Below are 22,748 nucleotides of genomic sequence, written 5' to 3' on the forward strand. Positions count from 1 at the left end.
GCTTAGTGAGACACTGCCACTCTATATTGAGAAAGTAAGCAATTACTCTTCATCAGGGAACCACTGCTGAAGAAGATCACGTGAACGCTCCAACTCATTTTGCCAAGTATTCACACCCACGATCGTTGGCTTAAGCAAGATCACGAGTTCAGTTTTTTGCGTTAACTGATTGGTGTTACGGAACAAATGACCTAAGGCTGGAATATCACCGAGGAATGGAACTTTAGAGGTCACATCACTGGTATTTGATTTCATTAACCCACCAATAACCACAACATCTCCATCTTTGGCGCGAATCACTGAATCAGACTCACGAATAGAGCTTTTCGCCAAAGGAAGTTGCACCAAGCCCGTCGTGGAACCTAGGTTGAGCTCTTTCACTTCTTCCTCTACCTCAATAACGGCTGGGTGTACATGTAAGAACACGCTACCTTTATCGTCTATCTGAGGGGTAACATCTAAAGAGATACCAGAGAAGAACGGAGTTAATTCAACTTCAGGTGCGACATTCGCGTCATCACCACTACCGACCGAACTTGATAAATCTGTTACGTAGTATTCGTCGGTACCCACTTTGATAACCGCTTTCTGGTTATTTGCCGCCGTGACTCGCGGGCTCGATAGAACATTAAGGTCACCTTGAGTGTCCATAAAGCTCAAAACTGCTTCAAAGCTGCCATCTGAAATCGTTACGTTAGTTTGTCCGCCTAACAAAGAGCTGATTGCATCTAACGGCGGTAAAGTACTTGCCGGACGATCAATTACAACGCCACCGCTGCCAATCGACTTAGACAAATTCGACCAGCTAATTCCCTGTTGGTAGCCGTCACTCAAGGTCACTTCCATGATTTTGGCTTCCAAGATAACTTGGCGCTGCAAACGCTTCTGAGAAATACCTAAGAACTCTCGAACCTCACGAATTTCGTCAGGGTAAGCACGAACCGTAATCACACTGGCTTGCGGGGTTACCACTACGCTTTGCCCATCACCAGAACCAATGAGGTGAGCAACTGCCGCTTCAAGCTGTGGCCAGAAATCACTTTCAGAGGTCGTTTCAATCTCTGTTCCGCCATTCGATGTCGAATTCGATGAGTTAGAAGAGTTGGATGAATTTGACGAGTTTGAGTTCGAGCTTGAAGAGCTCGATGAATTCGAATCTGAGTTAGAGATCGTGCCGGTGGTGATCGTCGTTAGTGAGCGACCAGAACGCTTAACTTGTAAGTAATCGACAGGGATCGTTACGGTGCGAAGACCGGCAGGATAAACTTGAATCACTTTGCCACGCTTTTCAATATCGTAGCCATACATATCTTGAGCAACAGCCAGTACCTCATCTAACGTCACGTCCGTTAGATTAAGCGTAAGGTTTCCAGACACACTTGGGTGAATAGCCGCACTATATTCCGTACCTTTCACTAAGCTGGCAAAAAAAGTTCTCGCTTCAACGCCTTTTGCCTGAATACGAAAACGCTTAACCGTTTCCATCCCCGGAGACATCGAGTCAGAATTAAGCTGAGGCATAAGGTCATCTTGAACCGACGAAGGCAGCTCATGAAGCGCTCTGCTATTGGCTTCATTAATTGATTCGTTTAAAGACTCTTTAATCTCAACAGGATCTCTATGCCCCATCGAACAGCCGACTAAAGATGACACTAGGATTGCTACTACAAGTTTACGCATGTCTTCACTCTAACCTTAATTATTCTTAACATCTAAAGAGAACATCTCTAATTTCCACTGCTTAGAGCTTCTCTGCAGAGTGACGTATTCTGGATCTATGTTCTTAACTCGGTACCCTCTGATCGTTTCCCCTTGTCCGAGAATCTGACCATTCATAATCGCATAGCAAGGCGTATCTCCCTTACACACGATGCTTTCTAAAGAAGGCAAGCGATAACGAGTTGGTGCTTTCTTAGCAGGCGCCGTTTTCTGTTGAGGTGAAAGCCAGCCTAATGGCGCCGTGGGATCTTGCTCAGCCCACACAAAAGAGCTACTAAATAGCAAGGACAACAAAAGAGTTCTAACCACCGATAAACTCCTGTCTAGTACCTAATGTGTAAACCTCGAACACCAGTCGAGCTTTAGGATATTCTTCTACTGAGTATTCAAATGTGCGCCAGTAGTAACTCACAGGTAGAGACTCAAGTGCTTGAAGGTAAGCTGAGATATCAAAGTAACTGCCGGTTAGCTCCATTCTTACAGGGTGAAGAAAGTAGCCTGAATATTCGCTGGTCTCTTTATTGTTCGAAATCGCTTCTGGTTTTAATGACTCTAGCGATTCAAGCTTTAGTCCATTACCGGCGTTAAGAACGCTCTCCAGTAACTGCGACATTTGAGAAGGTGTGATTAATCCATCAACAATCTGAGAAAGCTGAAGAGAGAGATCTTGGCTCTCCACCAGCAGCTTTTTGTACTCTCGATTAATTTCTTTGTCTGGGTCTTTGTTTAACTGAGCTTGCAGAACAAGTAACTCACCTTGCTGCCTTTGATTCGATTGAGTCAGGCTGCTCGCCTTGGCATTTTTAGCTTGTAGATCGAGATACGCAGGCTCAACCAATAAGGTGAACAACAACATCGATAGGCCAACAAAACCACACACAAAAAGTAGCCATTTTTCTCTTTGACTTAATGCAAGAAACTTATCGCTCAGCTGGTTCCACTGCTGCATTATTTACTCTCCCGACGAGTACTTAGCTCAAACGTCACCACATCCTGATCATTACGGCCAATTTTTAGTTTTTCAAAAGTGCGTCCGACTAAATTAAGCTCACTTTTAAACTGACCAATCCAGTTCGGAACGACATTTGCGTTACGAGCCAAGCCACTAAGATCTAAAGTATCGTGGGTCATGTAGATGTGCGAAAGAGAAATGTCATTTCGGCCTAATTTAGCTAAGGAATTCATGACGCCAGAATACCCGACTTGTTGGGATTCGTCGTATTGTCCAACAGCCTTCAAAGCCTCTTTTTTAGCCTCAGTCTCACGTTTGAGACGCGCAACCGCCGCGACTTTCTCTGGAGACGGTTTATGCTGAGTTAACTTACTATTCAATTGGTTAACTTGTTTGTTAAGTTGATTCGAGTCTTGTTGCAGGGCTGTTAGCTCTTTATCTAGATTAGAAACTTGATACTGCATTGCGAAGTAACCACCAAGCATCAAAACACAAATTACTCCCCAGCTCGCAACAACATTGGTCAGCGTAAAATATTCTTTTTTAGGCTTAAGGTGTTCAGGGTAAAGATTGACCTTAAACGTCTCTTTTTCAGCTGCAAGTTTAAGCAACAAACTCTCTGAATTATCACGCTCACCTTCAACCAACAGTGAAACTGTCGAGCTCAATGTACTGTTTAAGGCACTTTGTAACTCTGCTTCATCTTCTTCGTCACAACAGATTTTAAGCTGGTGAAGCTGGGTGCCTTTAATTTGAGAAGAAAGGTAATCAATCGAGCGTTGAAGCTCTAAAGCGAGGCCATCTAACTGCAGAGCACTTGACGCAACACCCGTTAAAGGTGGCACAACACTGCGGATGGTTCTTTGAAAACAAACGGTATTTTCGACAAACGCACCCAATTTAAAGTGTGAATTGACGCTACGTTGTAAAAGAATGAAATTAGACAGTTCGCCTGCACTGTAACCCCAGATTTCATCTTCAGGAGCAACACCTATTAATTCAACCTGAGCCGAATTAGTGATATTCAAAAGCTTGTCCAACAGCTTTTTAGGCAGGACATATACTTGCAGCTTGTTCGACGTTGGTAACGCGACCGCACTCGCAGTAATTTCCGTGACTCTTTCTGAAACAAGATCTTTGAGTAAAAAAGGCAGTGCTACCGACCATTCACTCTCTGGAATGTCCGGTTTATCAATTTGGTAGGTTTGGTAGTAGTTAGCACAGACAATCAGTTGGACGCTATTACTGGTAAACGCCTCACTGCTAAGCGATTTTTTTAGCGCACTCTCCCAGTCCCCATTAACCACGGGAATGCTGGCTACTTGAGGATCTTGTTCTGTCGATGAAATATAAATGGCGTCATTGCCCAGCAAGACAACTTGCGAGCTACCTTTATTATTCGTTGGCTTTATTTTGTCTAAAATCGCTTTAAAATTCATTCTTAACTACTACTCTTACGCCATCGATTTCTTCGTCCAACTTTGACAACAGATTCCGCTTTCGCGGCTTTTTCTGCTTGATTAGGCAAAGGGATAATTTGTTGTTCTTCGTCGAAATATCTCCCTTGATAGCCGTTAATGCCTAACTCTATCAAGGTATTCTTTTCTTGTTTTGTCTCGACTCCAACGGCAATAACTTGAGTTGGAGAATCACCACACGCCCCAATTAAGCTGCGAACAAACAGTTGGTTCTCATGCCTTTGGTCGATTTTCTTTATTAGGCTTCGATGAAGCTTAATATAATTAACCTTCAAATCCTTTATATAGTGAGTGCTAACAATGGTTCGCCCAGCTTGGCCAACCACAACTTTACACCCTAAACCTCGCAACATCTTTGCCACCGGTCTCATATAATCAAGATGAGCAATCAAGTGCCCTTCTGGAAACTCAAACGCAAGCTGAGAGCGGTGTTGAGCAGAGAGCTGTAACAACTCACTCCTAAACCACTTAAAGTGCTGTTTATTAGCAAACGGGGTAACATTCAGATTCACTGAATAGTTGATAGGTTGAGTTGATTCTTTCAAGGATTTCAACACAACCTTTAGAACCGATTGGTCCATTTGAGCTTGATAACCCACTTGCTCTACCGCAGGCATAAATCGAGACGATTTCAATAAACCTTTGTCAGGATCCTGAATTCTAGTAAATATTTCTCTATGCAATTCATTAACTTGACCAGATTCCGGCATAAGATAACACCGCTGAGCAAAGATTACTAAATTTTCAGGAAGCAGCGCTTTATCAAGTAATGTTCTCCAACGAACACTGCCTCTATCAAGCTCATTCTTATTCTCTTTCGGGTAACGGCTCCAGTTATTAATACGCTCTAACTGAGCACTCTTTAGTGCCGTTTCCGTTTCATCCATGATCTGGCTATGACGCTCACCTTCGGTATACATGGTCACACCAATATGACACCAGTTATCCGACTCTAAAGGCTCTGGCGGAGTTAGCTTATCTAACTGCCTTAAACACTGAGCAGCCAAGGTCGCAATATCTTTTGCGCCCTGATGAGGGATAAATACAGCAAAGTCCGCTTCGTAATAGCGAGAAAAAATGACATCGGGATAGCGTTGAACGATATTCGACAGTACTTCACCGACTTCAATAATAAAGCCGTCTGTGGTTTGCTTATCGTTAGCATCACTAACTTGCTCCCATTCGTCGATACGTATCAGTAACACACCGCCTCGAGCACCACTTTCATGCAGTGCCGATTCCAGCTTATTATCGAATAAAACTCGGTTTGCCGTTCCCGTGAGTTTATCTAGGAAAGTATGGGTACGAATAAAGGTATCAAAGCGACTTCGTTCTTGACGAGCATCTTGTAGCTCTTCAATCAATACATCTAAGGCTTCGCTTGCGGTATAAGGCCACTCTCGCTCATCTCCCTTTGCATGAGCTTCAACCTGACCGGCCAAGATCATTCTTCCTCGCTCTTCCAAGATTTCAGAACCCATGAGTTGTTCTTTCAACCAACGAACACCGCGAGCAAGACAGAACAGAACCAATGCGACAGCCAAAGTAATTGACCACATCGCTTCCATTGAGTAGTTGTAGCCAATATAAGGAGGAAGTGCTTTAAATTCGATTCGGTAGCCTTCATTACGCTCTAAAATGAAGCTTTTCTCATAAAGACGATTGGGATCAATTTGTGGGGAGGTATCTTTGAAACGATAAACGATGCCGGTCTTGTTCGAGAGTTTCATCTCAACAATATTGCTCGCCTGCAACATCTTAGGCATCCAACGCTGCATTGAATACGCGGCGTCAGGGTCTTCCATCTCTTTATCTACAACGTCGACAATGCCAACCAAATAATGGTCTAAATATTCCTGTCCAATACGCTTAAAGGAAAGTGTGCCACCAATAAAAAGAATGAACATCGCGCTGATCACTATCACGGTGACAAATGCGACCAATCGAGTGCTCAATTTTAGTGTCGGGGTATATCTCATGAATAACGAAATCCTTTTCAACTCACATTATACCGTATTGCTACTTATACTATAAATTGACGTTGTAAATAAAGCGTTAAGAATTGTAGGTAACAAAAAGCCGCGATGAACGCGGCTTTTTCCAATTTAATACTGTCTTTATAATATATTAAAAACAGGGATTAAAATGGGATGTCATCATCAAAATCCATTGGCGGCTCATTATATTGAGGTTGAGCCTGCTGAGGAGCTTGTTGAGGTGCTTTTGGCTGCTGTTGAGCGGGAGCACTGTATTGTTGTTGCTGTTGTTGTGGCTGCTGTGGCTGACCCCAACCACCTTGCTGTTGGTTGTTACCCATGCCACCTTGAGCAGGAGCACCACCTTGAGCACGGCCGCCAAGCATTTGCATTACACCATTGAAGCCTTGAACAACCACTTCAGTTGTGTAGCGATCTTGACCGCTTTGATCTTGCCATTTACGAGTTTGAAGTTGACCTTCAATGTAAACTTGAGAACCTTTACGTAGGTACTCACCAGCAACTTCCGCAAGCTTGCCAAACAGAGCAACACGGTGCCATTCTGTTTTTTCACGCTGCTCGCCAGTTGCTTTATCACGCCATGACTCTGACGTTGCAATGGTAATGTTCGCTACTGCGCCGCCATTTGGCATGTAACGAATTTCAGGGTCATTACCTAGGTTACCCACTAATATAACTTTGTTAACTCCACGGCTAGCCATGATTTGCTCCGTCTAAATTCATAGTCTCAGAAAATTTTAGCGCACAAGAATAGCATGCTTTTCTACAGTGATAAATCGCATTCCTATTCTCTCCTCACTACAAAGAATAAAAACGTAACAAATCATGATATTCAGAGCGATGTTGCTTTTTTCTCCACTTACAAACCACTCATTTACTTTGATAATTGATATTCAACGCAAGTCACTATCAAGGCGCTAGAGAAGCTAAAGCCTGCATGACAACGTGGAATCTAATCCCACTCAAACAGGACGTTTCAATGAGAAAATCAAGATACGCTCGCACTTTACACTTTCTGTGCATCGACCCAAACGATACCTATCTACATGTAAAAGAGATAGAAAAGCATTTATCTATTGTTCTCTACAAAATGACACCCGACGAATTAATGCTAGTTGATAGAAAGCAGAGTAACCGGATCTTGCTCGTCGATTACAGAGAGGTACCACAACTACTGATTATTTGTCCTAACCTGACTGTTATGTGGAAAAATCACGAAATCATTTTATTCAATGTCCCCCAGCAACTTCCAACCTCAGAGCTTCTTACCTATGGGGTACTAAAAGGACTCTTTTACAACACTGAACAAAAGGACAAGATTGCTCGTGGTCTTCAAGAAGTCATTGATGGCGATAACTGGCTGCCAAGGAAGGTAACCAATCAACTGTTGTTTTATTATCGCAATATGGTCAATACCAACACCACACCAACCAATGTTGATTTAACCATTCGTGAGATCCAGGTGATTCGCTGTCTTCAATCCGGGTCTTCAAACACACAAATCGCCGATGACTTGTTTATTAGTGAGTTCACGGTTAAATCTCACCTCTATCAAATATTCCGTAAGCTTGCGGTAAAAAATAGAGTTCAAGCGATAGCATGGGCAAACCAGAACCTGCTTGCATAATCGACCCACCTCTTAGTCTGACGATAATTTTGAGGAAAACTCTAGTGAACCATACGGATTGTTGCTGAATTTTCGACATAACTTATGCTAGAGTTGCCCTCAGAAATATCAACCACTCAGGTTGAATCAATAATTATTATAGATAAAGGGTCTTATCATGATCAAAAAGTGCCTTTTCCCGGCAGCTGGCTACGGTACACGTTTTTTACCTGCAACCAAGTCAATGCCTAAAGAAATGATGCCTGTAGTAAACAAGCCTCTGATTGAATACGGTGTAGAGGAAGCTATCGAAGCTGGTATGGATGGAATGTGCATCGTTACTGGACGTGGTAAGCACTCGATCATGGATCACTTTGATAAAAACTACGAGCTTGAGCACCAGATTAGCGGCACCAATAAAGAAGACCTATTGGTTAATATCCGTGAAACGATTGAAGCGGCAAACTTCACCTACATTCGTCAACGTGAGATGAAAGGCCTTGGCCATGCTATTTTAACGGGTCGCGAACTTGTAGGCGATGAACCGTTCGCAGTAGTACTTGCTGATGACCTTTGTGTGAACGAGCAACAAGGCGTGCTAGCTCAGATGGTTGCGCTATACAAACAGTTCCGCTGTTCTATTGTTGCTGTACAAGAAGTTCCAGAAGAAGAGACTCACAAGTACGGTGTTATCTCTGGCGAAATGATCAAAGATGACCTTTTCCGAGTTGATGACATGGTAGAGAAGCCAGAGCAAGGTACAGCACCAAGCAACCTAGCGATCATTGGTCGTTATATTCTGACTCCAGATATCTTTGAATTAATCGAGCAGACAGAACCAGGTAAAGGCGGCGAAATCCAGATCACTGATGCATTGCTAAAACAGGCAAAAGCAGGCTGTGTATTGGCTTACAAATTTAAAGGCCAACGTTTTGACTGTGGTAGTGTTGAAGGCTATATCGAAGCAACAAACTACTGCTTCGAAAACCTATACAAGAAAGACCAGCAGCAAATCGAGCTAGGTAAACACTCGACCAAGAAAGAAGCATAACGACTGGTTAATCACTAACGTTACTGATTTTAGAAAGGGCGACTCTTTGAGTCGCCCTTTTTGTTTACTGTTTTTTTATCCAGTAAAACTTTGCACAAATCTCACTCTATGTAATACTTTAGCCACTTAAAATTACATGGTCTATTGAGATGGATAAAATAGAAATTAGAGGCGCTCGTACGCATAACCTCAAAGACGTCAACCTAACCATTCCACGTGACAAACTGACTGTCATCACCGGATTATCGGGTTCAGGAAAGTCGTCACTTGCGTTTGACACACTCTACGCAGAAGGTCAGCGTCGTTATGTTGAATCTCTGTCTGCTTACGCTCGTCAATTTCTATCTCTTATGGAAAAGCCTGATGTCGACCATATTGAAGGTCTGTCTCCAGCTATCTCAATAGAACAAAAATCGACTTCACATAACCCTCGCTCAACCGTCGGTACCATTACCGAAGTCTATGATTACCTCAGATTATTGTATGCGCGAGTAGGCGAACCTCGCTGTCCAGACCACAACATCCCTCTAGCAGCACAAACCATCAGTCAAATGGTCGATAAGGTCTTAGAACTGCCTGAAGGCTCAAAGATGATGTTGATGGCACCGATTGTCAAAGAGCGCAAAGGTGAGCATGTTAAAACACTGGAAAACTTAGCTGCGCAAGGCTTTATCCGAGCCCGAATTGATGGTGAAACCTGTGATCTATCCGATCCACCAGCACTTGAACTTCATAAGAAGCACACCATTGAAGTTGTGGTAGACAGATTCAAGGTTCGTCCTGATCTTCAACAGCGTTTAGCCGAGTCATTCGAGACCACATTAGAGCTCTCTGGCGGTATCGCTGTCGTCGGCTGGATGGACGAAACGGATCAAGAAGAGATCGTATTCTCTGCTAACTTCGCTTGTCCTAAATGTGGTTACAGCATGCAAGAGCTTGAGCCTCGCCTGTTCTCATTTAATAACCCGGCAGGAGCATGTGATACGTGTGATGGTCTTGGTGTTCAACAGTATTTTGATCCAAGCCGAGTGATTTTAGATGAGAACCTAAGCATTGCTGAAGGTGCGATAAAAGGTTGGGATCAAAAGAACTACTACTATTTCCAAATGCTAACGTCGCTGTCAGAACATTATGGTTTTGATCTGTATGCGCCATTTAATTCTCTACCGAAAAAGACTCAAGAGATCATTCTAAAAGGATCAGGTCGTACTGAAGTGGAATTCAAGTACATCAATGACCGAGGTGATATTCGGGTTAAGCGTCATCCATTTGAGGGCATTTTAAATACCTTGGAGCGCCGTTACCGTGATACTGAATCGAGCGCAGTGCGTGAAGATCTTGCTAAATACATCTCAACCAAATCGTGCTCTAGCTGTGATGGCACTCGCCTGAGATTAGAAGCTCGTAATGTTTTCATTGGTGATACAACACTTCCGGAAATCGTTGAACTTAGCATTGCTGACGCACTACAATTTTTCCAAGAATTGAAGCTAGACGGTCAACGTGGGCAGATCGCAGATAAAGTGATGAAAGAGATCAATGATCGTCTGCATTTCTTAGTCAACGTTGGTTTGAACTACCTTAACCTATCACGCAGTGCTGAAACGCTGTCTGGTGGTGAGGCGCAACGTATTCGTTTGGCGAGCCAAATCGGTGCCGGTTTAGTTGGCGTTATGTATGTACTTGATGAGCCATCAATTGGTCTCCACCAGCGCGATAATGAACGTCTATTGCAAACCTTAATTCACCTGAGAGACTTAGGTAATACGGTACTTGTTGTGGAACATGACGAAGATGCAATTCGTTGTGCTGACCATGTTATCGATATCGGTCCAGGAGCAGGGGTGCACGGTGGTCACGTGGTGGCAGAAGGTACCATGCAAGACATCATCGAAAACCCGAACTCTTTGACAGGCCAATACCTGAGCGGTGCTAAAGAAATTGCAGTGCCTGAAAAGAGAACGCCTATCGACAAGAAAAAGGTCGTCGAGATCGTTGGCGCAACGGGGAACAACCTAAAGAATGTGACCGCGACAATTCCTGTTGGCTTGTTCAGTTGTATTACGGGCGTATCAGGTTCGGGTAAATCAACGCTTATCAACGATACCTTCTTTAAAGTCGCCCACACTCAATTAAACGGTGCCACGACTGCAGTTCCAGCAAAGCACAAAAAGATTAAAGGGTTAGAACATTTTGATAAGGTAATCGACATAGATCAAAGCCCTATCGGTCGTACACCAAGATCAAACCCTGCGACCTACACAGGGATTTTCACCCCTATTCGTGAACTATTCGCGGGCACTCAGGAATCACGTTCTCGTGGTTACAAGCCAGGTCGATTCAGCTTTAACGTTCGTGGTGGTCGTTGTGAGGCTTGTCAGGGAGACGGCGTAATCAAGGTAGAGATGCACTTCTTACCCGATGTGTATGTGCCTTGTGATGTGTGTAAAGGTAAGCGCTATAACCGTGAGACTCTAGAGGTCCGCTACAAAGGTAAAACCATTGACGAAGTTCTAGAGATGACTGTGGAAGATGCTCGTGAATACTTCAACCCGGTACCTGTTATCGCTCGTAAACTGCAAACTTTAATGGACGTTGGCCTCTCTTACATTCGCTTAGGGCAAGCAGCTACAACCTTATCTGGTGGTGAAGCTCAGCGTGTTAAATTAGCGCGTGAACTGTCTAAACGAGACACGGGAAAAACCTTATACATTCTCGATGAGCCAACAACAGGCCTTCATTTCCACGATATCCAGCAGCTACTGACGGTATTACATAGACTGCGTGATCACGGTAATACAGTTGTCGTGATTGAGCACAACCTAGATGTCGTTAAAACAGCAGACTGGATCCTAGATCTTGGCCCAGAAGGTGGGCAAGGTGGTGGTGAGATTGTTGCAGAGGGTACACCTGAAGATGTGGCGTTAGTCGAAGGTTCACACACTGCTCGCTTCCTTAAGCCTATGTTAAATTTGAAGTAGGTGTAAAATAGCGCCCTGCGGGCAGACAGAAAAATGTTAAAGTAACAGAGCTTGTTTCAGAAGGAACAAGCTCTGTTTTTATAAGGTTAGGGATTTATGGCAACAATACACACTAGCGGTACTCAGCTAGAAAATCAGGTCACTCAGCTACCACTCAACAAAGCATTTCTGGCTTCTTTAGCTGTTGTATTCTTGTTAGCTATGCATTTTTTTATGCCGAATCCTGGTGGTTCGGGCCTTGCTCTATCCTTTAACCCTACCACTTGGCTAGCGCTAAGCTTCACGCTAGCGATTGGCTTTTACCAACTCGCGACCAATCGAGTACTCAAGTATTCCAAATTAACAATTGGCTTGTTGATTAGCTGCATCATACTCACGCTACCCATTTTATACAGCAATGCTGCACCTCAAGGAGCGTCAGGACGCTTGCTTGGATTGTGGGCGGGCTTTGCCTTATTTGTGGTGCTGCAGCAATTTAAGTTCAGCAATAAACACAAGCAACGTATGTTGTGGTTCATTGTACTTGCTGTTGTTATACAAGCACTATTTGGCTATGTGCAATATTTCTTATTAGAACCTGGCAACCTATTTGGCTACAACACTGCTGCAAACCGACCATATGGGATATTTCAACAACCGAATGTAATGGCAAGCTTTCTTGCTACTGGTTTTGTGCTGTCCGCTTACCTTTTAGCAAGGCAGCCGGCTAAATATAACCATAAGATCAGCGAATCATTCCTACTGTATTTAACTCCAACCTTAACCGTGCCCTTGCTGATCATCATTGCATCACGTACCGGATGGTTGGCCGCTGTCATTGGGTTTATCTGCATTCTGCCCTATCTATACAAGTTCTCGACCAAGAAACGCTTCTACGGATGGTGCGCATCAGTGCTCGTCGGTGTCGTCGTCGCTTTTTCGGTGATCAGCCTAAGTGCGACTGATAGCCTCGCTAGCAAGAAAGCGAACCTAGAAAGCCCGCGCGCTTATACGTTCCCGCAAGCTTTAGATATGATGATCGAAAAGCCATTTACAGGTTATGGTTACGGGAAATTTGAGTCTGAATACACGCTATATACAGCTCGCCAACATCAACTCAACTCGAACTATCATCCAGGTCTTCCTTCAATGGATCACCCGCACAATGAGTTCCTGTTTTGGGGAGTTGAAGGGGGGATTGTACCAATCATCGGAATCTTGATTGCTGCAATATTGGTGATGTCACGCATAACAAGTTCAGCAAAGGGGACACGTCTAGCCCTGCTCGCGTTATTTATCCCAATCCTTTTGCACTCTCAACTTGAGTATCCTTTTTACCACTCGGCGATTCACTGGATAACATTCATTATATTGATTTACTGGGTAGATCAGCGCTCTTCCCGACATTATCAACAGTCGTTCAGTATCATCAGCAAGACCCTATTTAGAGTGTTGAGCTTAGTGCTCCCTATTTTGGTCAGTTTTTATATGTTGAGCGCCCTGCACACCAACTATGTACTGACTAAGTTTGAACTGTCTAAGCCGAAAAATCCGGACATTCTTAAGCAGGTAACGAACCCAGTGGTGTGGAAAGATCGCTACGATTGGGATATATACAGCACTTACCTTAATATCGGCCTCTACAAAGCCGACCCGAGCCTTATACAGCCTTACATCGATTGGTCACTGGAGATCATTAAGAGCAAACCAAGACCGGCTTTCTACAGCAATCTGATTCTGGCGTATCAAGGCCTAGGAGAAGAAAGTAAAGCAGAGCAAATTCGTAGCGAAGCGAACTTTTTATTCCCTAACAGAGACTTTTCAAAGGTTCAGTATAAGAAAGTGTCACAAGCAGAAGATAACGTTTCGTCTGCAGAATAATGTTAAGAATTCGCAACGTAAGCTTCACTTAGTAGGCAGTAGGAGCTTGGGGTAGATACAAAAAAGCGCACGATCTCTCGTGCGCTTTTCTTTTTAATTTCAGTTCATGCAGCTACTTCAAAACATCTTTTAGCGCTTTTAGGCACAACGCGACATTCTCTTTACGAGCACCGTAACCCATTAGGCCGATACGCCATGCCTTACCAGCCAAAGAGCCAAGCCCAGCACCGATTTCAAGATTATATTCTTCTAAAAGCTGCGTTCTGATCTTAGCCTCATCAATTCCTTCTGTGAAATAAAGTGCATTAAGCTGCGGCAGGCGGCTCTCTTCATCAACCACAAACTTTAACCCTAGAGCTTCTACGCCTTCTTTAAGCTCTTGGTGCATCGCATGATGACGAGACCACGCATTATCTAAGCCTTCATTTTTCAACAAAACCAGCGACTCATGCAGAGCATAAAGGCTGTTCACGGGTGCGGTATGGTGGTAGCTACGCTTACCTTCTCCACTCCAGTAACCTAATACTAAACTTTGATCCAAAAACCAGCTTTGCACTGGTGCTTTACGGGCTTTCATTTTATCAACCGCACGCTGAGAGAAAGTCACTGGAGATAGCCCTGGCACACAAGACAGACACTTTTGGCTGCCAGAATAAACCGCATCAAGCTGCCACTCATCAACCAGCAATGGCACACCACCTAATGATGTCACTGCATCAACAATCGTTAACGCATCAAACTGACGAGCGACAGCAGAGATAGCTTGGGCATCAGATAACGCTCCGGTTGATGTCTCTGCATGCACAAATGCAACAGCAACGGCATCGGGGTTTTCTGCCAATGCTTGTTCTACCTTTTCAACTGAAACGGGCTTGCCCCATTCGTCATCAACAAGGATGGCTTCGCCACCACAACGCACCACGTTTTCTCGCATACGCTCACCGAAGACACCGTTACGACAAACAATCACCTTTTCACCAGGCTCAATCAAGTTAACAAAACAGGTCTCCATACCTGCACTGCCCGGTGCAGAAACGGCAATCGTAAATTCGTTTTCAGTCTGAAAAGCGTATTTAAGAAGCTGTTTAAGCTCGTCCATCATCGCAATAAACAGCGGATCTAAGTGACCTATGGTTGGACGGCTCAAAGCCTGTAACACTTGAGGTGAGATATCTGAAGGACCAGGTCCCATTAACGTTCGGTGTGGTGGATAAAAGCTATCGATAGCAGTAGTGAGTGGTAAATTAGACATGTACATCCCTTACGTTAATGTTGTGAACAATCCACCCTAAAGCAAATTGATTACCTCAGCAATTAGCCATAAGTATTGAGGTCAAACCACTGTCACATAATTGTTAAAATTATTTTTCAATTATCTCAAGTTACGGATTGACATTGTTACCACAAAAACGTTCAATGAAACGGCTATCTAGCAGAAGAGGAGCACTGCCCAGGCAGATGTTTTGTGGAACCGCATTTCCAATACAAAACATTTATGGGGAGCAGTGCCGAGATAATAAAAGGATGCAGGACCTTTATTATCGGTTGAGCGGGCTGAATCCCGTCAACTGTCGCCATTTCTATATGGTGAAGAGCTTCTGAGGTTACTATTCTAATAATTCCTCTCTTTTTGCTCTAAAACTCTCTTCGAAAAACATCGGACGTTGGATTACCCAACCGTAATTTTATTTTAGGAAGTCGTGGGAGATATATCGTGAGTGCATCTAATGTAGCTGGTTCTTTTAATGTCGCTAAGTTTGGTGGAACAAGTGTTGCCAACTTTGAAGCAATGAGCCGTTGTGCTGCCATTATTGAAAACAACTCAAACACGAAACTGGTCGTGAGTAGTGCATGCTCTGGTGTCACTAACTTGCTGGTTGAACTAGCAAATGGTGTTCAAGACAAAGCTCGTCGTCAGGAACTAATGGCGCAATTAGCGGACATTCACAACGCAATTCTTGACCAACTCGCAGATCCAATCAGCATCGAAAAAGAAGTCCACAGCATTCTTGATGACATTGCGAGCGCTGCAGAGGCCGCATCATTCCAAACAAGTACTAAACTGACGGATCACCTTGTCGCATGTGGCGAGTTGATGTCGACACACATCTTGGCTCAGATCATCTCTGAACGAGGCACTCCTGCTGTTCGCTTTGATATCAGAGATGTGATGCGTACTAATGATGATTTTGGTAAAGCCGAACCTCAACTAGAAGATATTGCCGCTCTAGCGCAAGAGAAACTGATTCCACTTTGCCAACAACAAGTTGTCGTTACCCAAGGTTTTATCGGCGCTGATAGCGAAGGTAACACCACGACTTTAGGCCGCGGTGGCAGTGATTACTCAGCAGCACTGATTGCCGAATCTGTACAGGCGATTGGTCTAGAAATCTGGACGGATGTTCCGGGTATCTACACCACTGACCCTCGTATTGCACCTAAAGCTTCTCCTATCCCAGAGATCAGCTTTAGTGAAGCATCGGAAATGGCAAACTTTGGTGCGAAGATCTTGCACCCATCGACTCTAGTACCTGCACTACGCCACCAAATACCGGTATTTGTCGGCTCTTCTAAAGCGCCAGAGTTAGGTGGTACTTGGATTCGTCAAGAAGTTGAGAGCTCTCCTCTATTTAGAGCGCTTGCCCTACGCTGCAACCAAACCATGGTTACGCTACGTAGCGCTAATATGTTCCATGCCTATGGCTTTTTGGCAAAGGTATTCGAGATCCTTGCTAAACATAAGATCTCGGTCGATCTTATCACCACTTCAGAGATCAGTGTTTCACTAACACTCGATCAAACGGATACCTCTGGTGGTGCCCCTGAGTTACCTGAAGCCGCTCGCATTGAGCTTGAGGAGCTGTGTTCTGTAGATATTGAACACGACCTATGCCTTGTTGCTCTTATTGGTAACAACATGAGTGAAAGCAAAGGCTATGCAAAGCAGGTCTTCGGCACTCTTGAAGACTTCAACCTACGCATGATTTGTTACGGTGCAAGCCCACACAACCTGTGCTTCTTACTAAATGAATCTGTTTCTAAGTTGGCGATTCAAAAACTGCACCAAGAATTATTTGAATAGAAAGTCCGTTTATCATCGACAGATAAATCACAAATACAAAAAGGGTTGCTCTTGAGCAACCCTTTCTCTTTTTACTTTACGAATCAAAGCTCATCATAGATTCAAACTAGTTAATGTTAGGACCTAACCACTTCTCGGCTTCTAACATATCCCAACCTTTGCGGTCAGCATAGCTATCCACTTGATCCTGTTGAATCTGTGCAATAGCAAAGTATCTAGCATCAGGGTGTGAGAAATACATACCAGACACTGAGGCACCAGGCCACATCGCGTAGCTTGTCGTTAATGACATATCGATTGCCTTTTCAACGTCCATCAGCTCCCACAACGTACCTTTCTCTGTATGCTCTGGGCAAGCAGGGTAACCTGGAGCTGGACGAATACCTTGGTATTTCTCTCGAATCAAATCGTCGTTAGACAAGTCCTCATCTGGCGAGTAACCCCAAATGTCCTTTCTCACTTCTTTATGCAGATACTCCGCGAACGCTTCAGCCAATCGGTCAGCAACCGCTTGAATCATGATTGCGTTGTAGTCATCACCTTTCGCTTTGTATTCATCAGCCAGTTCTCGCTCACCAATACCGCCGGTCACCGCAAAACCACCAATCCAGTCCGCTTTACCGCTCTCTTTTGGCGCAATGTAATCAGACAGACAATAGTTAAAGCCTTTTGGCTTTTCGGTTTGTTGACGAAGGTTATGTAGAACCTTTAGAACTTCAGTACGAGACTCATCGGTATACACTTCAATATCATCACCAACGCTGTTCGCTGGGAACATGGCACACATACCACGAGCTTCAAGTAACTTCTCTTTCTCTACGCGATCCAGTAGATCGTTAGCATCTTTAAATAAACGTTTTGCTTCTTCACCCACTTCTTCATGTTCAAGAATCGCAGGGTACTTACCAACCAAAGACCACGTCATAAAGAATGGAGTCCAATCGATGTACTGGCGCAAAGTCGCCACATCAAAATCATTGAAGATGTGAACTCCCGGTTTAGCCGGTGCCGGTGGAGTATACGCATCCCAATCGATAGCGACTTTATTGGCACGAGCTCTTTCAAGTGTGACAGGCTTAGTGCGCGGCTTCTTACGATTGTGCTGGTCTCGAACGCGATCATAGTCGATATCTAGCTTCTCAACGAAAGCGGGCTTCAATTCATCAGAAAGTAGTGAAGTACACACACCTACAGCGCGCGAGGCATTATTTACGTATACAACAGGTTCTGAATAATTTTGTTCAATCTTGACCGCAGTGTGCGCTTTAGATGTAGTTGCGCCGCCGATCAATAGAGGAAGCTTAAAACCTTGTCTTTCCATCTCTTTGGCAACGTGTACCATTTCATCAAGAGACGGTGTAATCAGTCCAGACAGGCCAATAATGTCGACATTCTCTTCTTTTGCGACCTTGAGAATCTTCTCACAAGAAACCATTACGCCTAAATCGATGATCTCGTAGTTATTACACTGTAAAACCACGCCAACGATATTCTTACCAATATCGTGTACGTCACCTTTAACGGTCGCTAATAGAATCTTACCGTTAGTTGCGCCCACTTCTTTCGATGCATTGATGAATGGTTCTAGGTGGGCAACCGCTTGTTTCATAACACGCGCAGACTTTACAACCTGTGGTAAGAACATCTTACCTTCACCAAATAGGTCACCGACAACGTTCATGCCGTCCATTAGAGGGCCTTCAATCACCTCGATAGGGCGAGAGGCATTAACGCGAGCTTCTTCGGTATCTTCAACGATAAAATCGGTGATACCTTTAACCAAAGAGTGCTCTAAGCGCTTCTCTACAGGCCAAGTTCTCCATTCTAGAGCAGATTTATCTTCAACCTTACCGACAGCACGCTCTAGGTATTCGGTCGCCATATCAAGCAATCGTTCAGTCGAATCATCACGACGGTTCAATACAACATCTTCAACAGCATCACGCAGATCTTCTGGAACATTATCGTAAATTTCCAGCTGACCAGCGTTTACGATACCCATATCCATACCATTTTTAAAACAGTGATATAGGAATACTGCGTGGATTGCCTCACGAACGTAATTGTTACCGCGGAATGAGAACGACACGTTCGATACACCACCAGAGATCATCGCATGAGGGAGATCACGCTTGATGTCCCCTACAGCTTCGATGAAATCGACCGCATAGTTGTTATGTTCATCAATACCAGTAGCAACCGCGAAGATGTTCGGGTCAAAAATAATGTCTTCAGGTGGGAAGCCAACCTCATCAACAAGAATGTTGTAGGCATTGGTACAGATCTCGACTTTACGCTCTCGAGTATCAGCCTGTCCTAGTTCATCGAACGCCATCACAATGACAGCTGCACCATAACGACGAACTAATTTGGCTTGCTCAACAAACTTCTCTTTGCCTTCTTTTAGAGAGATTGAGTTAACGATACCTTTGCCTTGAATACATTTCAGACCAGCTTCGATAACTTCCCACTTAGAAGAATCGACCATAACAGGTACTTTCGAGATTTCAGGTTCTGAAGCACATAGATTCAGGAATTTAACCATACACGCCTCGGCGTCTAGCATCCCTTCATCCATGTTGATATCGATAATTTGAGCACCATTCTCGACTTGCTCTCGAGCTACACTCAAGGCTTCGTCGTAGAGCTCTTCTTTGATAAGGCGCTTAAAGCGTGCAGAGCCGGTAACATTGGTCCGCTCACCTACATTCACGAACAAAGATTCTTTAGCTATCGTCAGTGGCTCTAGTCCCGAAAGACGACAAGAAACTGGTAAGTCTGGCAATTGACGCGGCGTTACACCTTCAACGGCCTCAGCCATTTGACGGATATGCTCTGGAGTAGTACCACAACACCCACCAATTAGGTTCAAGAAGCCACTTTCAGCCCACTCTTTAACATGTTCAGCCATATCCTCAGGAGAAAGGTCATACTCGCCAAATGCATTAGGCAAACCCGCATTAGGGTGAGCAGAAACATTGCACTCTGAGATACGAGACATCTCACCGACATACTCACGCAGTTCATCAGGGCCCAATGCACAGTTCAATCCAAATGAGATTGGTTTTACATGACGAAGGGCGTTGTAGAATGCTTCTGTCGTCTGTCCTGAAAGGGTACGACCTGATGCGTCAGTGATGGTACCGGAAATCATCACTGGAAGAGCAATACCCACCTCTTCAAAAACAGATTCAACGGCAAAGGCACACGCTTTCGCGTTTAACGTATCAAAGATAGTTTCAATAAGAATTAAATCTGAACCGCCCTTAATGAGCGCGCGAGTCGATTCAGAATAGGCTTCAACCAGTTCGTCAAAGCTAACATTACGGTAACCTGGATCGTTTACATCAGGCGAGATAGAACAGGTTCGGTTGGTAGGGCCTAATACACCCGCGACGAAGCGAGGTTTATCTGGGGTCTTTGCAGTCCATTCATCAGCTGCTTCACGAGCAAGCTTGGCAGCAGCAAAGTTAATCTCTTCACTAAGGCTTTCCATATCATAGTCGGCCATAGCGATGGTTGTAGCGTTAAAGGTATTGGTTTCGAGGATGTCAGCCCCAGCTTCCAAATACTCCATATGGATATCTTTGATAAGCTTAGGCTGTGTAAGAACTAAAAGGTCATTGTTGCCCTTCAAGTCACTGTGCCAATCAGCAAAGCGTTCACCACGATAGTCTTGCTCTTCCAATTTATAATCCTGAATCATGGTGCCCATGCCACCATCAATCAGTAAAATTCGTTGCTTCAACAGAGCGTCAATCTTTTGCCTTACATTACTTCCCACGGTACAACCTCATTCCTTTAATTATCCCTCCATCCTATCACACATTAAAAAGGAGTCTAGACGTCTAAAAAAGGAAATTGATTACTGAGTCATGACAAAAAAATGTTTGCTATTTGAGCATGAGACAACGAAAATTCATATTCATACTTTGTTACATGTTGGAATCCCAATGTCGGTCTATTACACCTTATGCTTCTTGTCCGCTGCAGCCATGCTTATTGCTTTCGTGAATACAAAAATTGGTAAAATGCAGACAACCATCGCCATCACAGCAGGCTCAATGATGTTATCTCTATTGATTATCATTGCGGGACAAAACAATTGGTTCCAACTGGCTGACATCGCCTCAGAAACCGTTGCCAGTATCAACTTTGAAGATTTCCTACTAAAGGGAATATTGGGGTTCTTACTCTTTGCCGGTGGTTTAGGGATTAAGTTACCAAATTTAAAAGACCAGAAATGGGAAATAACTGTACTCGCGTTAGGTGCTACGTTGTTTTCAACATTCTTTATCGGTTTTGTGCTGTACGGGTTTTGCCAGTTCATCGGTATTCAATTTGATCTGATTTACTGCCTACTCTTTGGCTCGCTAATCTCTCCAACCGATCCCATCGCCGTGCTAGCAATAGTAAAGAAACTCGACGCTCCCAGAAGAATCTCTACTCAAATCGAGGGAGAATCTCTATTCAACGATGGTTTTGGCTTAGTTATCTTCGTAACCCTATTTACTATCGCATTCGGCACAGAAGCGCCAACCGTCGGTAGTGTGACCATGCTATTCGTTCAAGAGGCAATTGGCGGCATCGTCTACGGTTTTGTTTTAGGTCTTGTATTCCATTACCTAATCAGCAACACCGACGACCACTCGATGGAGTTGCTATTAACCATCGGCATTCCAACTGCTGGTTATGCGTTTGCTGAAGTTCTACATGTATCAGGACCATTAGCGATGGTGGTCTCAGGTATCATGATTGGTAACTGGACTCGCTTTATCGGATTCTCAAAAGAGAGTGAAGATCACCTAGATCATTTCTGGGAGTTGATAGATGAATTCTTAAACGGCGTATTATTCCTACTAATTGGTATGTCGATGCTGTTATTCAAATTCCACCAAGAAGACTGGATCTTAATGGCGTTCGCAGTCCCTCTAGTATTGAGTGCACGTTACTTGAGTGTTTTCTTGTCTTACATCGGATTTAAACGCTTTAGAACTTACAACCCGTGGTCGATTAAGATTCTAACTTGGGGTGGCTTACGCGGTGGCTTAGCATTAGCCATGGCACTTTCGATCCCTTCAGGTATCTGGGTAATTGAAGACAAAGCAATAGATGTAAAAGAGATAATCCTTGTCATGACATACGCCGTTGTTGTGTTCTCTATTCTAGTTCAAGGCTCAACAATCACTCCTATGATAGAGAAAGCAAAACAAGCAGAGAAAGAGCTAGATTAACACCTAGATAGATCAACCAAAGCCGCCTACTTTAGGTGGCCTTTTTTATACCCAATGAAAGTCAAACTCACCAATTCCCATACTGGAGCTATCGCTGAAAGATATGCGTGGAACATAGAGCTCATATCGATATTTGATACCGCTAATATTTGAGTAATCGAAAGCCTTAATGTGGGTGGACAGAACTCTTTAAGGAGCTTAAGTCATACAGAGAATTAGTTCTTCTGCCCACTCGCTAGTCTACCCAATAACCCACTCTCAAGTTATATAAGCTTCAATCGAAAGGCTTCACCTTTCACCTGGAAACAAAAATAACGGGACTCAACGTCTCGCTAGAATAGCGTTAGTTATGAACAGGACTACGGAGCTAGATGAGTGGTGAACAGAAAGCTTTAGCTTTGAACTAAGTCATTAAATACAGCAAGGCTGCACTAAATCAGTGTTCGATAGAGATAGCTAAAGGAACACATGGTACTTCAAGTGATACTTGTAAAAATGACAGGAATAAAAAGCGCTAGCATTTCTGCCGAGACGTGCAGACTAGAGTCTTAAATATGGCAAGGCTGGAATGAGTAGGCACTCCGGAGATTCGAGCACGCAGGTGAGCTAGGAGCGCCTAGTTATCCCAACATTACTTCGTAGAAGCAGCAGATACAAAAAAGCCCCAGTATTTCTGCTGAGGCTTAGTATATGGAAAGGTTGGAGGTTTAGACTCCCAACACGCGCTGTTTTGGTAAGTAGGAGAATCCGCGGCTTTGCTAATGGCGTATATTATACCAATCCGGAAA

14 protein-coding genes and 1 riboswitch are annotated in these 22,748 nt (G+C 44.0%); of the genes, 6 read left to right on the top strand and 8 right to left on the bottom strand.

Annotated elements, in window-relative coordinates:
• Nucleotides 1-42: 42 nt before the first annotated feature.
• The 6 genes from mshL to AB4154_RS14145 form a co-directional block, all read right to left on the bottom strand.
• Nucleotides 43-1,680: a pilus (MSHA type) biogenesis protein MshL gene (gene mshL / locus AB4154_RS14120; RefSeq protein WP_102321221.1), complete on the bottom strand. Its 1,638-nt coding sequence runs from the start codon at nucleotides 1,678-1,680 to the stop codon at nucleotides 43-45.
• A gap of 15 nt (nucleotides 1,681-1,695) precedes the next feature.
• Nucleotides 1,696-2,028 (bottom strand): hypothetical protein, encoded by a 333-nt coding sequence (locus AB4154_RS14125; protein ID WP_017061346.1) that lies wholly within the window; start codon nucleotides 2,026-2,028, stop codon nucleotides 1,696-1,698.
• The gene (gene pilO / locus AB4154_RS14130) at nucleotides 2,021-2,668 is read right to left on the bottom strand and encodes a type 4a pilus biogenesis protein PilO (protein WP_017061345.1); all 648 of its coding nucleotides are present in this window, start codon (nucleotides 2,666-2,668) and stop codon (nucleotides 2,021-2,023) included. The genes AB4154_RS14125 and pilO overlap by 8 nt, the downstream gene beginning before the upstream one ends.
• The gene (locus AB4154_RS14135) at nucleotides 2,668-4,110 is read right to left on the bottom strand and encodes an MSHA biogenesis protein MshI (protein ID WP_017061344.1); all 1,443 of its coding nucleotides are present in this window, start codon (nucleotides 4,108-4,110) and stop codon (nucleotides 2,668-2,670) included. Before AB4154_RS14135 ends, pilO begins: the two co-directional genes overlap by 1 nt.
• 2 nt (nucleotides 4,111-4,112) lie before the next feature.
• On the bottom strand, nucleotides 4,113-6,128 hold the full coding sequence (gene csrD / locus AB4154_RS14140; protein ID WP_017062969.1) for an RNase E specificity factor CsrD: 2,016 nt from the start codon (nucleotides 6,126-6,128) through the stop codon (nucleotides 4,113-4,115).
• 161 nt (nucleotides 6,129-6,289) lie between these two features.
• Entirely contained in the window at nucleotides 6,290-6,847 is a 558-nt protein-coding gene (locus AB4154_RS14145) for a single-stranded DNA-binding protein (protein WP_017061342.1), read from the bottom strand.
• Between the two features lie 278 nt (nucleotides 6,848-7,125).
• Between AB4154_RS14145 and AB4154_RS14150 the strand changes: the two genes are divergently transcribed.
• The 4 genes from AB4154_RS14150 to AB4154_RS14165 all read left to right on the top strand — a co-directional run bounded on the left by AB4154_RS14150 (nucleotide 7,126) and on the right by AB4154_RS14165 (nucleotide 13,644).
• Complete coding sequence (locus tag AB4154_RS14150; RefSeq protein WP_029235590.1) at nucleotides 7,126-7,773, top strand: LuxR C-terminal-related transcriptional regulator; 648 nt, start codon at nucleotides 7,126-7,128, stop codon at nucleotides 7,771-7,773.
• 157 nt (nucleotides 7,774-7,930) lie between these two features.
• Nucleotides 7,931-8,803, top strand: a complete 873-nt coding sequence (gene galU, locus AB4154_RS14155; protein WP_017061340.1) for a UTP--glucose-1-phosphate uridylyltransferase GalU — start codon at nucleotides 7,931-7,933, stop codon at nucleotides 8,801-8,803.
• Between the two features lie 149 nt (nucleotides 8,804-8,952).
• Nucleotides 8,953-11,784 carry an excinuclease ABC subunit UvrA gene (uvrA, locus tag AB4154_RS14160; RefSeq protein WP_372123334.1) on the top strand — a complete coding sequence of 944 codons (2,832 nt, stop codon included), beginning with the start codon at nucleotides 8,953-8,955 and terminating at the stop codon, nucleotides 11,782-11,784.
• 96 nt (nucleotides 11,785-11,880) lie between these two features.
• Entirely contained in the window at nucleotides 11,881-13,644 is a 1,764-nt protein-coding gene (locus tag AB4154_RS14165; protein ID WP_017061338.1) for a PglL family O-oligosaccharyltransferase, read from the top strand.
• A 112-nt stretch (nucleotides 13,645-13,756) separates the two neighbouring features.
• Here the strand turns inward: AB4154_RS14165 and AB4154_RS14170 are convergent, their stop codons facing one another.
• On the bottom strand, nucleotides 13,757-14,896 hold the full coding sequence (locus AB4154_RS14170) for an alanine--glyoxylate aminotransferase family protein (RefSeq protein ID WP_372123337.1): 1,140 nt from the start codon (nucleotides 14,894-14,896) through the stop codon (nucleotides 13,757-13,759).
• 176 nt (nucleotides 14,897-15,072) lie between these two features.
• Nucleotides 15,073-15,250, top strand: a riboswitch (Lysine riboswitch).
• A gap of 108 nt (nucleotides 15,251-15,358) precedes the next feature.
• On the opposite strand from AB4154_RS14170, the gene lysC reads away from it, so the two are divergent.
• The gene (gene lysC / locus AB4154_RS14175; RefSeq protein WP_136973962.1) at nucleotides 15,359-16,726 is read left to right on the top strand and encodes a lysine-sensitive aspartokinase 3; all 1,368 of its coding nucleotides are present in this window, start codon (nucleotides 15,359-15,361) and stop codon (nucleotides 16,724-16,726) included.
• Between the two features lie 106 nt (nucleotides 16,727-16,832).
• On the opposite strand, the gene metH is transcribed toward lysC, so the two are convergent.
• Complete coding sequence (gene metH, locus AB4154_RS14180; RefSeq protein WP_372123339.1) at nucleotides 16,833-20,510, bottom strand: methionine synthase; 3,678 nt, start codon at nucleotides 20,508-20,510, stop codon at nucleotides 16,833-16,835.
• A gap of 169 nt (nucleotides 20,511-20,679) precedes the next feature.
• Between metH and AB4154_RS14185 the strand changes: the two genes are divergently transcribed.
• A complete protein-coding gene (locus tag AB4154_RS14185) occupies nucleotides 20,680-21,960 on the top strand; it encodes a sodium:proton antiporter (RefSeq protein WP_017061334.1) in 1,281 nt (426 codons plus the stop codon).
• Nucleotides 21,961-22,748 lie beyond the last annotated feature (788 nt).

This window comes from Vibrio sp. 10N.286.51.B11 (assembly GCF_041469245.1).
GTDB classification, from domain to species: domain Bacteria; phylum Pseudomonadota; class Gammaproteobacteria; order Enterobacterales; family Vibrionaceae; genus Vibrio; species Vibrio crassostreae_C.

Excerpts from the sequence above, each read along its gene's own strand:
- mshL (WP_102321221.1), bottom strand. The coding sequence starts at position 1,680 with ATGCGTAAACTTGTAGTAGCAATCCTAGTGTCATCTTTAGTCGGCTGT.
- galU (WP_017061340.1), top strand. The coding sequence starts at position 7,931 with ATGATCAAAAAGTGCCTTTTCCCGGCAGCTGGCTACGGTACACGTTTT.
- AB4154_RS14170 (WP_372123337.1), bottom strand. The coding sequence starts at position 14,896 with ATGTCTAATTTACCACTCACTACTGCTATCGATAGCTTTTATCCACCA.
- AB4154_RS14150 (WP_029235590.1), top strand. The coding sequence starts at position 7,126 with ATGAGAAAATCAAGATACGCTCGCACTTTACACTTTCTGTGCATCGAC.
- AB4154_RS14165 (WP_017061338.1), top strand. The coding sequence starts at position 11,881 with ATGGCAACAATACACACTAGCGGTACTCAGCTAGAAAATCAGGTCACT.
- AB4154_RS14185 (WP_017061334.1), top strand. The coding sequence starts at position 20,680 with ATGTCGGTCTATTACACCTTATGCTTCTTGTCCGCTGCAGCCATGCTT.
- AB4154_RS14135 (WP_017061344.1), bottom strand. The coding sequence starts at position 4,110 with ATGAATTTTAAAGCGATTTTAGACAAAATAAAGCCAACGAATAATAAA.
- pilO (WP_017061345.1), bottom strand. The coding sequence starts at position 2,668 with ATGCAGCAGTGGAACCAGCTGAGCGATAAGTTTCTTGCATTAAGTCAA.
- csrD (WP_017062969.1), bottom strand. The coding sequence starts at position 6,128 with ATGAGATATACCCCGACACTAAAATTGAGCACTCGATTGGTCGCATTT.
- uvrA (WP_372123334.1), top strand. The coding sequence starts at position 8,953 with ATGGATAAAATAGAAATTAGAGGCGCTCGTACGCATAACCTCAAAGAC.
- AB4154_RS14145 (WP_017061342.1), bottom strand. The coding sequence starts at position 6,847 with ATGGCTAGCCGTGGAGTTAACAAAGTTATATTAGTGGGTAACCTAGGT.